16 protein-coding genes are annotated in these 15914 nt (G+C 43.1%); 9 read left to right on the plus strand and 7 right to left on the minus strand.

The window, feature by feature from the left end:
• Nucleotides 1-14 precede the first annotated feature (14 nt).
• On the plus strand, nucleotides 15-749 hold the full coding sequence (locus H540_RS0122610) for an amino acid ABC transporter ATP-binding protein (RefSeq protein ID WP_028402484.1): 735 nt from the start codon (nucleotides 15-17) through the stop codon (nucleotides 747-749).
• Nucleotides 750-868: 119 nt separating this feature from the next.
• Here the strand turns inward: H540_RS0122610 and H540_RS0122615 are convergent, their stop codons facing one another.
• Nucleotides 869-1072 carry an alpha/beta-type small acid-soluble spore protein gene (locus tag H540_RS0122615; protein ID WP_028402485.1) on the minus strand — a complete coding sequence of 68 codons (204 nt, stop codon included), beginning with the start codon at nucleotides 1070-1072 and terminating at the stop codon, nucleotides 869-871.
• Between the two features lie 261 nt (nucleotides 1073-1333).
• Here H540_RS0122615 and H540_RS0122625 point away from each other — a divergent pair, with 261 nt between their 5' ends.
• Complete coding sequence (locus H540_RS0122625) at nucleotides 1334-1531, plus strand: alpha/beta-type small acid-soluble spore protein (RefSeq protein WP_028402487.1); 198 nt, start codon at nucleotides 1334-1336, stop codon at nucleotides 1529-1531.
• 48 nt (nucleotides 1532-1579) lie between these two features.
• Nucleotides 1580-1825 carry a hypothetical protein gene (locus H540_RS0122630; RefSeq protein WP_028402488.1) on the plus strand — a complete coding sequence of 82 codons (246 nt, stop codon included), beginning with the start codon at nucleotides 1580-1582 and terminating at the stop codon, nucleotides 1823-1825.
• Between the two features lie 259 nt (nucleotides 1826-2084).
• Here H540_RS0122630 and H540_RS0122640 read toward each other — a convergent pair whose 3' ends face one another.
• The 5 genes from H540_RS0122640 to H540_RS0122660 are packed head-to-tail and all read right to left on the minus strand — an operon-like array spanning nucleotide 2085 to nucleotide 7279.
• The gene (locus tag H540_RS0122640) at nucleotides 2085-2294 is read right to left on the minus strand and encodes a YheE family protein (RefSeq protein ID WP_028402489.1); all 210 of its coding nucleotides are present in this window, start codon (nucleotides 2292-2294) and stop codon (nucleotides 2085-2087) included.
• 36 nt (nucleotides 2295-2330) lie between these two features.
• On the minus strand, nucleotides 2331-3494 hold the full coding sequence (locus H540_RS0122645; RefSeq protein ID WP_028402490.1) for a YheC/YheD family endospore coat-associated protein: 1164 nt from the start codon (nucleotides 3492-3494) through the stop codon (nucleotides 2331-2333).
• Nucleotides 3491-4855 (minus strand): YheC/YheD family endospore coat-associated protein, encoded by a 1365-nt coding sequence (locus H540_RS0122650; RefSeq protein ID WP_028402491.1) that lies wholly within the window; start codon nucleotides 4853-4855, stop codon nucleotides 3491-3493. Before H540_RS0122650 ends, H540_RS0122645 begins: the two co-directional genes overlap by 4 nt.
• Entirely contained in the window at nucleotides 4852-5928 is a 1077-nt protein-coding gene (locus tag H540_RS0122655) for a YheC/YheD family endospore coat-associated protein (RefSeq protein WP_028402492.1), read from the minus strand. Before H540_RS0122655 ends, H540_RS0122650 begins: the two co-directional genes overlap by 4 nt.
• Before the next feature lies 1 nt (nucleotide 5929).
• On the minus strand, nucleotides 5930-7279 hold the full coding sequence (locus H540_RS0122660; RefSeq protein ID WP_051317243.1) for a YheC/YheD family endospore coat-associated protein: 1350 nt from the start codon (nucleotides 7277-7279) through the stop codon (nucleotides 5930-5932).
• A gap of 360 nt (nucleotides 7280-7639) precedes the next feature.
• On the opposite strand from H540_RS0122660, the gene H540_RS0122665 reads away from it, so the two are divergent.
• Entirely contained in the window at nucleotides 7640-7996 is a 357-nt protein-coding gene (locus H540_RS0122665) for a YlbF/YmcA family competence regulator (protein ID WP_028402494.1), read from the plus strand.
• Between the two features lie 162 nt (nucleotides 7997-8158).
• Here H540_RS0122665 and H540_RS0122670 read toward each other — a convergent pair whose 3' ends face one another.
• Nucleotides 8159-8773 carry a DNA-3-methyladenine glycosylase gene (locus H540_RS0122670; RefSeq protein WP_028402495.1) on the minus strand — a complete coding sequence of 205 codons (615 nt, stop codon included), beginning with the start codon at nucleotides 8771-8773 and terminating at the stop codon, nucleotides 8159-8161.
• A gap of 573 nt (nucleotides 8774-9346) precedes the next feature.
• Between H540_RS0122670 and galE the strand changes: the two genes are divergently transcribed.
• The 5 genes from galE (at nucleotide 9347) to H540_RS0122695 (ending at nucleotide 15750) form a co-directional block, all read left to right on the plus strand.
• Complete coding sequence (gene galE / locus H540_RS0122675; protein ID WP_028402496.1) at nucleotides 9347-10354, plus strand: UDP-glucose 4-epimerase GalE; 1008 nt, start codon at nucleotides 9347-9349, stop codon at nucleotides 10352-10354.
• Between the two features lie 112 nt (nucleotides 10355-10466).
• A complete protein-coding gene (locus H540_RS0122680; protein WP_028402497.1) occupies nucleotides 10467-11339 on the plus strand; it encodes a Cof-type HAD-IIB family hydrolase in 873 nt (290 codons plus the stop codon).
• A 121-nt stretch (nucleotides 11340-11460) separates the two neighbouring features.
• A complete protein-coding gene (locus H540_RS0122685; RefSeq protein ID WP_028402498.1) occupies nucleotides 11461-12954 on the plus strand; it encodes a coproporphyrinogen III oxidase in 1494 nt (497 codons plus the stop codon).
• 227 nt (nucleotides 12955-13181) lie between these two features.
• Nucleotides 13182-14741, plus strand: a complete 1560-nt coding sequence (locus H540_RS0122690; protein WP_028402499.1) for a fatty acid--CoA ligase — start codon at nucleotides 13182-13184, stop codon at nucleotides 14739-14741.
• Between the two features lie 226 nt (nucleotides 14742-14967).
• Complete coding sequence (locus H540_RS0122695; protein ID WP_028402500.1) at nucleotides 14968-15750, plus strand: SDR family NAD(P)-dependent oxidoreductase; 783 nt, start codon at nucleotides 14968-14970, stop codon at nucleotides 15748-15750.
• Nucleotides 15751-15914: the final 164 nt, after the last annotated feature.

The following is a 15914-nucleotide window of genomic DNA, read 5'->3' on the forward strand; positions in this document are numbered from 1 at the left end:
GGAGTTAACGTTTTATGATTTCCATTCAACAGCTACAAAAAAGCTTTGGTGATAATACAGTCATCCGCGATATGAGTGTAGAAGTGGCAAAAGGAGAGGTCGTTGTAATCATCGGTCCTTCAGGGTCAGGGAAGACAACATTTTTACGCTGTTTAAACGTATTGGAAATGCCAAATGCCGGAACGATTCAAATTGGAGAAGAGAAGGTAGATTTTTCTCGTAAAGTTACGAAGCGGGATATCGCGAAGCTTCGCAGTCAAACGGGAATGGTGTTTCAGCATCATAATTTATTCCCTCATTTTACTGCTCTTGAAAATGTCATGGAGGGACTTGTGACAGTTAAGAAGGAGCGGAAAGAAAAGGCGCGTCAAAAAGCAGAAGCTTATTTAACGAAGGTTGGACTTGCAGACAAAATGCATCTTTATCCTTTCCAGCTTTCAGGCGGTCAGCAGCAGCGTGTAGGCATCGCTCGCGCTCTTGCGTTGGAGCCGAAGGTCATTTTATTCGATGAACCGACTTCGGCATTGGATCCCGAGCTTGTACAAGAAGTATTGAAAGTCATGAGAGAACTGGCACAGGAAGGAATGACAATGGTTGTTGTAACCCATGAGATGCGATTTGCACGTGAGATCGCAAACAGAGTCATCTTCATGGACGGCGGTGTCATTGTCGAAGAGGGAACACCGGGAGAAGTATTCCAGCATCCGAAAGAAGAGCGAACGAAACGGTTTTTGCAGCTTATACAATAGAAAATTTTGCTTTTCAGGAAAATATCCTCCCCTTATCAAAGCAGCTTTTCGCTTTGCAAGGGAAGGATATTTTTATAAAGTAAGGGGGCTCGCAAAAGCACCGCTTTAGCCATCCATATTTATTTTTGGTAACCGCCTAATTGTGACTCAGCCATTGCTACAAGGCGTTTTGTAATCTCTCCGCCTACAGAACCGTTTGCGCGTGCAGTTGCTTCTGCTCCAAGGTTTACCCCAAATTCAGAAGCAATTTCATACTTCATAGAATCCAGTGCAGATTGTGCACCGGGCACTGCTAATTTGTTAGAAGAATTTTGATTTGGCATGATAGTTCCTCCTTAGAGAGTAATTTTGGTTGGATTAGCTGGAGTTGCACCAGTTTAGCCCTTTTTGGCTCTAACCCATCGGTTGTTAGTAGCTTTCTGTACTCATAGTATGGATGGGATACAGTTATATATACTGCTAGCTCGTTAACAATGTTTGTTAAAAAAACCATGTCGTTTCCAAAATTTACATGTTTTTTTCTGTACATATGAAAAAGGCTTTGTCGCATACTATGAGTACACCATCTAAGGAGGTGAAACAACATGGCACGTAGCACAAACCAATTGGCAGTATCTGGCGCACAATCTGCGTTAGACCAAATGAAGTATGAAATCGCTTCTGAGTTCGGCGTAACCCTTGGACCAGACGCTACATCTCGCGCTAACGGTTCTGTTGGCGGTGAAATCACTAAGCGCCTTGTATCTATGGCTGAGTCACAATTAGGTGGATTTCAACGATAAATTATGGCTACCAGGGCGGGATATCCCGCCCTTTTTTCGGAGGAAAAAATGGAAGTATGTCCGTTTTGCAATGGATTGGCGAGTACGCCGTATACGTGTCCGCAATGCGTAGAGGTGTTGCAGGATTGCGGTAAAACAGTAGACTATCTTGATAATTACAGCCCATATTTGGATCAGCAGATTCTTCAGGAAGTGGATGGATTACCTCATGCTGAATCAAATACATATTGTGTGCACATATTTTATTGTCCGGCGTGTCGAATAGAATATGAGATGAAAATTCATGTAATATAAAAAATGCCGCCTTTCCCTTTTGGAAAGGCGGCATTTTTTATATTATTTTTCGCTTGCACTGCGGATGCGCACTTCTGTTTCTGCATCGAAGAAGTGAATTTTATTCATATTAAATCCTGATATCGCTATTTTAACATGAAGATGGTTTTGCAAATCGTTCGATATAAAACAGCCTTAGTCTAGCAATAGACTAAGGCTGTTTGACTTATTGATACGTAATAGCTTGATTTCCAAATTGTTCCCATCAGGGAGAAGAAAGTTACTCATACACATGAAATAGCATCAGCTCGTGAATATAGGAAACGACTTGCTTTTCATATTGCTCGGGCGGCTGCGGTCCTGTCCATTCAACGCCGCCGTCTTTATGATAAATACCGGTGTAATACACTTTTTGAAAAAAGAAAGAGAATGACCAGCCCGGTAAGCTTTCTGAAGCGAATAACGGCTTCCAATGAAAATGTGTGAACATATTTGTGTCCCCCTTGATGAAGTACTTAAAGAAAGATTACGTCATAACAGGGGAAAATCCTGCTTCCTGCGCAAATACAGTCACTAGATTTTGCAGTGCTTGTGTTTCTATATCTGGTTCATCAAAACTCATTGGCTTTGCGTTTGCTTCGAAAATATAATAGCGTCCATGCTTATCAACACCAATATCCAGGGAGAATTCTCTTATACGTCCGAATGCTGCACATAGACTCTTACCGCATTCCTGCACAATTTGTTCCAGAATATGCAGCTGAACGGGACGGGATAACTCATGAACAGGTATAATTTTGCCGCCGTTTGGGACATGTGTTACGATTTGATCGGCTGCCGCAAGACGTACACCGACTCCGCTTATTTCAAAGGAGTTTTCCAAAAAATGCGCAAGCACACGCAAATCGTATTTTTTTCCGTCCTGTTCATCATGCGGTAAAGAAGACTGCGCAAGAAATAAGCGTTTCGCTCCTTGAATCATGTTCCAGACTTCTTCCTCTGCCAGCATGGCACGTGTTCCGTGAACCGGCTCCAGCAGCACGTGATCTGATGAACGCTGTACACGAAACAATTGCTTTCCTTTTGAAGCGTCTGCCTGTTTGATATACATAGAATGATATTTGTGAAGCATGCGCGAGAGTGCTTCTTTTTCATATAATGGTTCTGTATGCAGAAGGTGCTTTTGTAAAAAAGGGTTGTGTTGCAGTGCTCTGTGAACATCCCATTTGGAGAAAAAACCTGGATTAAAGAGGGGAATGCTTTTGTTTGCTAGATTAGTAAGTGCTTGCTGACTAGCAGCGCTCTCCTCGTGGGTTCGATATGGTATGCGGTTATATACTGCATCAGGATATGGAAAACGGCATTTTCTCCAGCGCTGATTCGGAAGCAGCGTATATCCTTCTATGTATGTTTCCTTCATTCCATACGGTGTAAATACAAAGCTGATGCCGCCCTTCTTCTGCATTTCTGCTTGAATAGAGAAGAACCGTTTCCAATCGCCATATATTTTCCCCTCAGGCAAACCGCTTGTTAAAATACCGACCAGCGGCCCAATCCTGTTTCCTTTTTTCTGTATAAGAAAGCGGCAGGAGTCTGATGGTGTCCCTTTTGGAACCATCTCTCCTCCAAAGCGCCATCCTGCTTCTGGATAATACCAGCTTTCTGTTTTGAAATGATAGAGGAGATTCATTGAAATAGCTCCTCTGGCGTGAACAGCGCTTTTTCCGTTAAATGCAGCGCGTATTCAAGGAACAATTCTTTCGTCAATCGATCGCTTTCTTTTAGCTTCGGATAATCGAAAATCGAGCGGCCAGGCTTTGAGTTTGCTTCAAACAGCCAAACGCTGCCGTCCTTATCAAGTCCAATATCAAACCCGATTTCTCCGATGTAGCCCTCGATTTTCTCATCAATACGCCGGCTTAATAATAATGTTGCTTCTGCAAGTCTAGCAGTAATTTTATTGCGCTCTGCTGTATCTGGAAAGATTTCTTCTATTGTCTTTACGTCTCCGCCGTTGTTTACATGTGTGGTCATGCTGCCTTGCCCGGCAATTTTTGCGGCGATTGCGCTTACTTGCCACTCCCCCGTATGGTCTTTATTTGTATGAATGCGAAAATCAACCGGATTTCCGTTTACGCGCATAAGTGAGATACCTTGCTGGACAATAAATGTGCTTAAATCGAGATGCGACAGCAGATGATTGATTAAATATTCAAGAGATCGATATTTTCGAAGCTTATTTCCTGATTCATCCCGGTAGCGGCAATAATACTCGTTATATTCAAATGAGTAGAGGACTTGATAGATGCTGTTCCCTAGACTGCCGTTTATCGGCTTTAAATAAACATGACCATACTTTGATAAGAGAAGCTCTACACGCTCAAATCCAGAAAATAGATGCGTTTCTGGTAAGTATAAAGAAACTTGAGGATCATGCTGCAGGCATTGATATATATCCCATTTATTAAAAAAGCCGGGGTTGAACCATGGGATTAGGTATTCGTTTTGCAGACGTGTTTTTACACGTGCAATGGCCCGATGATTTTCTGTTTTTCGGTTCGGTAAGCGGTCGTATACAACGTTTGGAAACGGGACATCATGCTGAACCCAGCGCTTCTCATTATAAAAGTAACCGGTAATTGTGCCTTCTTTCCAATTGATTTGATGAGAACCAAATACGAAGAGGTACGCTTTGCTTGCTGCTATCGCAGTGAGGAGGTTGGCAAAGAATAAGGACCTCTCTCCAATCGGGCGCAGATTGGATTCTGTGAAACCGGCTGTAAATATCCCGATTAAAGGCCCAATAATAATAGCAGCATCTTGCAAAAAGACGTGAATATCTGCTGAAAAGGGCAGTTTTAATTCATGGGCGATATCCGCTCCGATTGTAATGACAGACTCGGATAAATAGTCTGTTTTTACTTCGCATTCGACAACTCGTGTACCAAAAGAAATCGCTTTTAGCGGCTGTACCTCAGGAAATACATAGGGAAGGAATACAGTGTTCGGCTCGCGTTCTCCAATTTTAATAGAAAAAGTTTTTCTTTTCATTTTACGTCTGCTCCTTTTTGTGATTGTGCCAGAGATTTGCAATAGGCAAGCGGTGCACGGTACAGCTGTTCTGCACAAGAAGGATTGCTTTCTAAAATCACCTTCCGTCCTGGCTTAGAGTTGATATCAAGCAGCCAGACGGCTCGGTTGCGGTCGAAGGAAATATCAAGGCCGAGTTCAAATAGAGGCGACAGTTCTTTTTCTAATACAGCAGGCACAGCTTGAATCAAGGTGGTAAGATCATCTTCCAGCAGTGAAGTCTCGCGGCGGGAATAAGACTGCTTCCATGTATTGTATGAGAAAACATGGCTGCCGGCATTTAAGTTAGAGACAAGAGAGTGTTTCTCGCCTATTCTTACGCCGCGTCCGGCTTCTATCCAATCGCCGTGCTCGTTCTTTTGCAGCAAAATACGAATATCGAAAGGGCGTCCGTAGCGGTCTTGAATAGAAAGGAAAGGTTGTTTCATGTAAGTATGCCGGCTAAACAGCTTTGTCAGCCAAGGGAAAAATTCCTCCTTTGTGCGGAACAGCTCTGTTTTCGTTTCTTTTGTACTTTGCATCAGCACTTGAATTTCATTTCGGCTATAGGAAACATGACAAAATCCGTTTCCTTGTGAGCCGTGAATCGGCTTCAGCACAATCTCTTTTTGTTTCGATAATGTATGCCATACATTATCCTCGGTCGCTTCCTTTGTAACAGGAGTATAAGGAGAAACAGTCTTATCCTGTGCCAAAATCGAATATGTTTGCAGCTTATCGGGCAAACCGTATCCAAGAAACGCAGTTTGGGGACGTTTTTTCAGCCATTCCACAATCGGTCTTGCTTTTAATGAAGCTTCGGAACGATTATAAAAGCAGCGATCATAAATAAAAGAAGGAATCGGAAAGGTGTCTTTTTTCCATTCTTGTTTTGCCTTGTCGAACGAAAGTCCTGTCACGAGCTCTGTAGCCGGATTGATGCTTGCCGGCGTAAAGCGGACAACTTGAATATTATACAAATGCCCGCGCTTTGCAATTTCCGTAAAGTATTCCGTTTCTTGTGTAAGGCGGATGGACAATAAACCAAGAATCATATTAATTCCTCCTTAGCGGTTGCTGCGCCGCAGAACAGCAATATTGCAGAATGGAACGAACGGAAGGGCGTATGGAAGAGGAGGAGGGCATATTTTTTGAAGGCTTCACATTTACCTCAAGAAGCCATGGGTTTCCTTCTCGGTCGAGCGCCAAGTCCATGCCGAATTCTCCGTACAGCCCATCATGGGATTGACTGATGCACTTTGCTGTTTCCACTGCGAGTTCTACAAGCAGTTTTTTCATGTGCTTTACTTGTTTCACTTCAAATCCGGAATAAAGGACCTCCTCCAGCTTATACATTTCTCCTCCCATGGCAACATTGGACACGAATTCATGCGGAGATGAAACGCGTGCAACGGAGGAAGTAACCTTCCAGCTGTTGTCTGTTTTGTGGCAAAGCATCCGGAAATCAACCGGCCTTTCCATATACGTATACAAATCCAAGCCTTGCTGCACAATGTAAGGGCGGTGTGCCGTGTATTGCTTTAACGTGGAAAACAGCTCTTTTACAGAAGCATACGTGCGGTGAATATCTCCTTGGAAAGTGGTGTAATCCAGCATAAAGGTTTGATCGGCTTTTGTGACTTTAAAAATATTTCTTCCTTGACTTCCATATATCGGTTTTAAAAATACGCAGTTGAATTCCTGCAATGCTTGCTCCAGCGCATCGTATTTCGTAAATAGAAAGGTACGCGGAATGTACGGCTGTAAGTATGGGAATTGCGCCAGTGTTTCATATACCTCCCACTTGTGTAAAAACCTATCATTAAAGTGCGAAATGCCATATTGCTTCAGCGTCTGTACCCATGATCGAAAAATTAACCCTTGCTCTGTTTTTCGGGAATGAATCCGATTGTGGACGATGCTTGGAAAGGGCATTTCGTCCTTAATCCAAGCTCCTTTATCATAGCGATAGCCGGATATATATTCCTCCCGCCAAAGAGAAAGGGATGTTACATACAAAAAGCAGCCGCTTTGCTCGCTGAGTACCGCCAATTCCTCACAAAAGCTTGATATGTTGCCCAAGAAAGGCGTTTGATCCGGTATTTCCGTAAGTACTGCAATGACAGGACCTAGGATCAGTTCTTGATGAGAGGGGAGATAACTGCAGCGCAGCAGCTGCTCACCCGGCAGTTTCAGACGAGAAAGAAGGGTATGGTGGCAAATCAGATGATTTTCTTTTTCGTCTATTGAAGTAATATTCACGTGCACGCTCGTTAGACCAAAAAAAACTGTGAAGCTGTCATCTTTCTTTATCTTCCACTGAGAGGCGAGACGTTTAGAAAGACGAATTTCGTTTTCTTGAATGGAAGCCGTGCACAGGATTCTTACTGTTGTTGTGGAAAACATATATAGCCCCTCATTTGCTACAGTTTTGTCCAGCCTCTATAATGAGGCGTAGGTATGTAGTACATTGTATGAATGATGGAAATGACTGGTGAAACGGGGTGATGCAGCGGCTGTCTCTATCTGAGAGTGTACAAAGTGAAGGGTCTACATTCTCTACGGAGCGTCTGGAGGAAACGTATTATCCATTACAAGAAGCGAGCTGAAAATGATTATGTATTTAGGCGCGCTGCTCGGGATTTGGAGTAGTGCAGGGGTTACTTGCTGTCTGGATGTATTCGTTATTGGCATAAAGCAAAAGAATTACACATATGATAATTAGTCTGATATAGTTAGAAAGGTATTACAAAGGAGGAATTTATAATGGCAACAAACATGTATGATGCAGCATATGCGCTGCAAAAAGCGATTACAGAAAATCCAGATTTTTTATCTTTAAAGCAAAGCTATGCAGCAGTGCAAGCTGATCCGCAAGCGAAGCAGCTATTTGATCAGTTCCGCGCTGTACAAATGGAGCTTCAACAAAAAATGGTCCAAGGACAGCAAATTACAGAAGCAGATAACGCAAAAGCACAGCAAATCGTTGCGCAAGTACAGCAAAATCAAAAGATTTCTCAACTGATGCAAGCAGAGCAGCGCATGAATTTGCTGGTTGGCGATTTAAATAAAATCATCTTAAAGCCGCTTGAAGACATATATGGTCCGCTTGCGCAAGTATAATAAATCATCTGCCCCGGCAGACGTTTTATTTCAGAACGGGACAGCATAAAATTCTGGGAGCCTTCGAGGCGCTGCCATCCAAGAACCTCCGCCACAAAAAGGCAAAAAACGCTTTTTAGGGCGGAGAACTTTGGTCTCTGCGTCTCGAAGGCTCCGCTTTTCTTATTTTGATACATAGGGATGACCTTGAAAATAGAAGCGCCATGGATAGTGGATGGCTTCTTCTGCGTAATCGATATTAATGCGCGGGCCTGCTGCAATGTCATATGTCTGAGATAGATGCTGCTCCGGAAAAACCGTTTCTACATATAACTCATCACCAAGCAAGGAAAGTCCTCTTTGCTTCATCGTAATATCCATCGCGCGGCACAACTTGCCTGGTCCATTGGTCACGTTGCGAAGCTGTTGTTTTGTAACTTCTATTTTTCCGTATCGGGATAACAGCATGTCCTCGAGTCCCTCAACAGGTTCTAAAGCTCGAATCAGTACTCCTTGGGGTAAGCCGGCCGGGGCTGTAATAATGTTAAAGCAATAATACATTCCGTAAATGAAGTAGACATAAGCGTGCCCAGGCGGTCCATACATCACTTCTGTACGCTCTGTCCGTCTGCCTCCATAGCTGTGGGCTGCTTTGTCATCAGGACCTTTATAAGCTTCGACTTCTACGATGATTCCGCTTCGTTTTTTTTCGTCAACCACATGTACAAGCTTGTGACCGAGCAAACGTTTTGCAACGTCGAGAGTGTCTCCTTCATATAAAGATAATGGCCATTTCATATGATCATTCCCTTCTGATCCTGTTTGAATTCAATTGCATACGCATGGGAGGTAGTGCAGTAATTTTACTCTACCTGTAAAGAGAAAAGCAAAGAAGCTGGATGCTTATAAAATATCACTTATATAAGTCCACTTTGTTATTCCGACATATCTATCGTTCGCCACATAGAACAAAAGGGAAACTGCGCTCGCTCCCTCTTTATGCTTTACCCCTGCATGGGCCACGAAAAGGGTTTGACCGCTTCTACGCTTAGCCCGATGATCTCTCCCCCTAAAAGAAAAGTTTTATGTCGATTTTTTTAGTTGCATTTATATAGATTGTGATGGAACTGTCGAAATTATAATTCACTCATATATAGATAAATATAGAGGAGAGAGCTGTGGATAAATTTATAAGCTCTTTTCATCAGTTTCTGAGTAATAATGATACAAAGGTCCAGATCATTAAAAGTAGTGACATTACATGAACTTTTTTGAAAAAGTACAAGAAAAGCGGTACACTTAATTACATTGATAAATGAGCCAAATATTTTACATAAGAAATATGCCATACTTTATAAAGGAGGAACTATTATGACGATTTTGGTAACAGGGGGAGCAGGGTATATCGGCAGTCACGCCGTTCTTTTGCTCAAGGAAAAAGGTGAGAAGGTTGTTGTATTGGACAACCTGCAAAAAGGCCATCGCGCTGCGGCGCTGGACGTGCCCTTATATGAAGGAGATATTCGTGATGAGACGGTACTGGATCGGATTTTTACGGAGAATAAAATCGATGCTGTTATCCACTTTGCCGCTAATTCTTTAGTGGGAGAAAGCATGGAGCAGCCGCTTGCTTATTATGATAACAATGTGATTGGCAGCTATCATCTTGTAAAGAAAATGGTAGAGTATGATATAAAAAAAATTGTATTTTCTTCCACTGCCGCTGTATATGGCAATCCAGTCAATATTCCGATTTTAGAAAATGATCCGACGATACCGACAAACGTATATGGTGAAACGAAGCTGGCAATTGAAAAGCTGCTGCGCTGGATGGATGGAGCGCATGGGTTGAAATCCGTTTGCCTACGTTACTTCAACGCCGCAGGTGCCGATCCAGAAGGCAAAATCGGTGAAGATCACACACCGGAATCTCACTTGATACCGATTGTATTGCAGGCTGCGCTTGGACAGCGGGAAAAGGTGATGATTTTCGGTGATGATTATCCAACTGAAGACGGCACGTGCATTCGCGACTATATCCATGTTATGGACCTGGCAGAAGCTCATTATCTCGCTCTTCAATATTTGGATAAAACAGAGACAAGCAACATTTTCAATCTAGGAAATGGAACAGGATTCTCTGTAAAGGAAGTAATCGCGACTTGCCGAACTGTTACAAATGTTTCCATTGTTGCAGAGACAGCGTCACGACGTGCAGGAGACCCTGCTGTATTGATTGCAACTTCAGAGAAGGCGCAGCGCGTTCTTGGATGGAAGCCGAAATATGGATCTTTGGAAACGATTATCAAGCATGCATGGAATTGGCATGTTCATCATCCGAACGGCTATAGCATGAAGAAGGATGAAGCGGGAGAGTAGCAGATAAGAGAAGGAATAAACGCTGTGCCGGGCTGTACAGCGTTCTAATTAAGGACCTCATTTCATACGCTAGTTGTAGAGCGTGACAGCTAAGAAAAGGAGGTCCTGCTTCATGATTTATCGTCTGTTAGCTATTAATATAGATGGCTCTGTAATTCGCTCAAACGGTCGATTGCAAAAGGGTACAAAGGAAGCAATTGATTTTGTGCGTGAGAAGGGTGTATATGTAACACTTTATACGAGCCGAAACTTCCAATCCGCGCAAAAGGTTGCAAAGGCATTGAAACTTGATTCCTTGCTCGTTACACATAGCGGTGCATTCGTTTCCGCTTCTTTGGATACACCGCTCGTGCAAAGAAAATTATCAGAGGAAAAAACGTTCAACCTTGTGCAAGTGCTGGAGCATTTTGATTGTAACATCCGTATTTCGCATGAACGCTTTTCCCTCGGGAATCGCCGGCAGCTGTCTTCCAATCTTATCGCGAGGGCGGTTCTGTCGAATGCAGATCCTGTCTTTTATCCAATTCAATTTGTAGAATCACTCGGCGATACGCTGCGAGATCAGCCGGTGGCGGCGCCGAAAATAGATGTGTTTTTTTCAAATAAGCAGGAAAAGGCACGTGCAGTCCAAACCGTGCGAGAGGCATTCGAGGACGTAAGTATAATCGAATGTGCAGGAGATCGCATGGAAATCCTTCCGCCAGGTATCTCAAAACTTCGAGGCTTGCAGCTTCTGGGTGAGCATCTCGGTATTGCAACGAAAGAGATGGTGGCGATTGGCGATAGCATGGATGACTTAGCGGTAATTGAACACGTCGGTCTTGGCGTTGCAATGGGGAATGCGCCGGTGGAACTCAAAAGGGCGGCAGACTGGATTACGCGCTCCAATAATGAAAACGGTGTAACATACATGATTAAAGAGCATTTCCGCAAGCAATTTCCACTTGAATTCTTAAAGGATCATATTAAAATAAAACGTTGGTAAGAAGAAACTCCTCAGAATTCTGAGGAGTTTCTTCTGTAAAACTGGAAGGTAATCCTATGTTGACCTCTATAGGGCCATACAGTAAACTAAAAGAAGTCTGAAAATGAAAAGGTGAGAATCGTTGCAAATTACAATTCAAACATTACGAGATGATCGTTTTTTACGTCCGCTGCAATTGATTGGCGGCTTGTTTTTTGAAGAATGTACTGTCGCATTTGAACAAGAGAACGCAGATCTTGTTGTTGCGATTCATATAGAAGGGGAAAACGCAGTTACAGCGTCTGCAGTTTTAACGGAAACGTCCACTGGGAGAACGTATAGCGCTTCATTTTCTAAAGATGTTGCAGCCTACACAAACGAAAAAGAACGATTTAAACAAGTGAAAAATACAGTTTCTTATGTGTATTTATCCGTTCTTCAGCAACTGACAGGCATTGAACAAAAGTGGGGAATCTTAACGGGCGTGCGTCCAACGAAGCTTCTTCATAAAAAGCTGCAAAGCGGTATGACGAAAGAAGAAGCGCATAAAGAGCTGCGCGAGGAATATTTAATTCATGACGAAAAGATTGACCTTATGCAGCGTATCGTTGATTGTCAGCTGTCTGTTGTACCTGACTTGTACAATTTAAAAGAAGAAGTGAGCATTTACATCGGCATTCCATTTTGTCCGACGAAATGTGCATATTGTACGTTCCCGGCTTATGCGATTAACGGTCGGCAAGGCTCTGTCGATTCCTTCTTAGGCGGTCTTCATTACGAAATACGCGAGATTGGCCGATTTTTAAAGGAAAAAGACATTAAGATTACGACTGTGTATTACGGCGGCGGTACGCCGACGAGCATTACCGCTGAAGAAATGGACATGCTGTATGAAGAAATGTACGTTTCCTTCCCTGATGTAAAAAACATCCGCGAGGTAACGGTAGAGGCAGGGCGTCCGGACACGATTACGCCTGCGAAGCTCGATGTGCTGAATAAATGGAATATTGACCGCATCAGCATCAATCCGCAGTCATATCATCAAGAAACATTAAAAGCGATTGGCCGTCATCATACAGTCGAGGAAACGATTGAAAAATACCATTTAGCACGTTCTATGGGCATGAACAACATTAATATGGATTTAATTATCGGTTTGCCTGGCGAAGGACTTGAGATTTTCAATCATACACTTGCTGAAACAGAAAAGCTGATGCCGGAATCCTTAACAGTTCATACGCTGTCCTTTAAACGTGCATCTGAAATGACGCAAAATAAAAGAAAGTATAAAGTCGCAAGCCGTGAAGAAATTACGGAAATGATGCATGCGGCGGAAGACTGGACGAAAGAGCACGGCTATGTTCCTTATTATTTATATCGCCAAAAGAACATCCTTGGGAATCTGGAAAACGTAGGCTATTCTATGCCGGAGCAGGAAAGCATCTATAACATCGTGATTATGGAAGAGGTACAGTCCATCATCGGCCTTGGCTGCGGCGCATCGAGCAAGTTTGTGCACCCTAAAACAGGTGCGATTACGCACTTTGCGAACCCGAAGGATCCGAAGTCGTATAATGAAGGGTATTTGAAGTATACGGAAGATAAGCTGAAAATTTTAGAGGAATTATTTGTGTAAAAAGGCTGCCGGCTTGCCGGCGGCTTTTTTTGATGTCTAGCTCCACCGGCAAGGCGCTGCCACCAGAGAACCTGGGCGGGCCGGTTCCGCTTTTCGTGATATTTGCAAGATTCTGTCGAGGAATCATATTTAATTTTAGAATATTTCGACAAATTCAGAGGAGGAGCCTGTCTATTTATGCACGAATTTATAGAAGGTTGAAATTTCATAGGGGGAGGAATCGCTTTATGTTTATGACAGTAGGAAGAATTTTCGAACTGGCGGTACAAGGCTATCCGAATAAGGAGGCACTCGTGGAACCGGCAAAAGGCATACGCTGGACGTATAAGGAATGGGATAAGCAAGTAAACAAAACAGCGAATGCTCTTCTGGCTGCCGGGGTAAGAAAGGGAGATTGTGTCTCCGCGTTTCTGTATAATTCGAGTGAATTTGCAACCGCTTACTTCGCATGTATGAAAATCGGTGCCGTGTTCAATCCGATTAATTTCCGCCTAAAAGAGAGAGAGGTTGCTTATATTCTAGCGGATGCTTCTCCAAAAGTCGTTTTATTTGAAAAAGCAGTTGAGTCTGTTATTTCCAGCATCGAGCATGATTTTCCATCGATTTCATTTTGGTATATTGAAAACGATGCACCGATTTATGCGGTTTCTTATCATGAACATGTCGCAAAAGCTTCCTCTAACCTCCAGATGATTGAAGTGGAAGAAACAGATTATTGCTCGATGATGTACACCAGCGGTACTACAGGACATCCAAAAGGCGTTTTGCATCGTCATCGCGAAATGGCAGAGCACAGCTTGATTTGTACATATTATTTGAAGTACACGCGTGACAGCGCAGGTCTTGTGACAGCGCCGTTATATCATTGCGGTGAGCTTCATGCAGGTATTTTACCGCGCGTGCATGCAGGGGCTAAAAACGTTATTATGCATCAGTTTGATACAAAGAAAGTGCTGCAAACGATACAAGAAGAAGGAATCACGACGTTCTTTGCGGCGCCGACGATGTGGAAAATGCTGCTGCAGGAAGACTTGAGCAGCTATAAGCTGGACTCCATGAAAATCGGCATTTACGGAGGAGCTGCAATGGCACCTTCACTCGTAAAAGAATGCAAAGAGCGCCTGCATATCGAACTTGTGCAAATTTACGGCATGACAGAAATGGGGCCGGTTGTATCCTTCTTAGTAGAAGAAGATCAGCTTATAAAAGCTGGATCTGCCGGAAAGCCTTGCTTTAACCATGAAATTCGTATCGTTAAACCGAACGAGGACGGAGCGTCCGAACCGGATGATGTGCTGTCTCCGTATGAAGTAGGAGAAATCATCATGAGAGGCCCCTGCATGATGGCAGGCTATCATAACCGTGAGGAAGCTACGCAAAAGTCCACATACAAGGGCTGGTATCATTCAGGGGATCTTGGCTACATGGACCGAGACGGCTATTTATATGTTGCAGACCGTGTAGACGACATGGTTATCAGCGGTGGTGTAAACATTTATCCGCGTGAAATCGAGGACTTCCTGCATGGTCATGAGGGAGTTATGGATGTGGCTGTGCTTGGAGAGCCGGATGAAATGTGGGGCGAGAGAGTTGTAGCTGTTATTGTAAAAAAGGATCCGAATTTAACAGCAGAAAAGCTTGACGCTTATTGCAAAGGAACTGACGGTATAGCAGATTACAAGCGTCCGCGTCATTACGTATTCATGGACGAACTGCCGCGCAATGCAAGCGGAAAACTGCAGAAGTTTGTATTGCGCCAAATGTTCGAGAAGTCTATAAACCAATAGGAAGTACGATGAGCTCGATTCTTAGCAATCGGGCTTTTATCATGTTTAGACGACAACCGCTTCAAGCATGTAAGGAAGCGGAAGTAAGTCAGTGATGGAATTCATATGGATAGAAAAACCACTTGATGAAGGATTGACTTCTTTGCTTTCCTGTATTACATTTTATCTAAATGTTTAAACTTTCGAACGTTTAATAATTTAATCGTAATGAGAAAGGAAGATAAATATGAAAAAAGAAACAGTACTTATAACAGGTGCATCTGGCGGAATTGGAAAAGAGCTTGTTTATCACTTTGCGAAGGATGGCTATAACGTTGCTATGGTAGCACGCGATGCAAAACGGCTGGCGGGCATAAAGCAGAGTTTAGAACAAGAATACGAAATTCAAGTTACGGCCATTGCAAAGGACATTTCTGATCAAGAAGCTGTTGCTGAAGTATACGAGGAATTGCAAAAGCAGGGAATAGAAATTGACTATCTTGTAAACAACGCTGGATTTGGATTGTTCGGAGAGTTTGCAGAAACTGATTTGCATCAAGAGCTGAATATGATTGATTTAAATATTAAAACGTTAACGCATTTCACAAAGTTATTGCTGCCGGGAATGATGAAGCGCAACAAAGGGGGCATTCTTAATGTTGCATCTACCGCAGCATTTCAGCCGGGACCGTTAATGGCGGTGTACTATGCAACAAAAGCATATGTACTGTCCTTTACAGAAGCGCTGGAGAATGAGCTAAAGGATACGAATATTAAAGTGACGGCACTTTGCCCGGGACCGACAAAAACGGAATTCTCCAATCGTGCCAACTTGCACGAATCTAAGCTGTTCAAGAGCGGAGTGATGGATGTAAAAGAAGTTGCGGCTGTTGCATATCAAGAGTTTCAAAAAGGAAAAGGCATTGTTGTACCTGGATTCAAAAATAAGTTATTGGCAGGAGCCATCCGCTTTATGCCCAGAAAAACTGTGACTGCCATCGTACGCACGGTGCAAGAGCGCGAGAAGTAAATACATGAAGATTGTTAGAGTATGATTCTAATATAACTTTGCTGTTGGGAAACGTGCATGTTGTGACTATATAAGTACAATCGTCTATGTACCCGAAGATTTATAGGAAGATGGCGAGTCTGTAAGAACAGAAAAATACGATACCGAAATTCCGGGAAGCGGGC

It is taken from the genome of Ectobacillus panaciterrae DSM 19096, assembly GCF_000430785.1.
Taxonomy (GTDB): domain Bacteria; phylum Bacillota; class Bacilli; order Bacillales; family Bacillaceae_G; genus Ectobacillus; species Ectobacillus panaciterrae.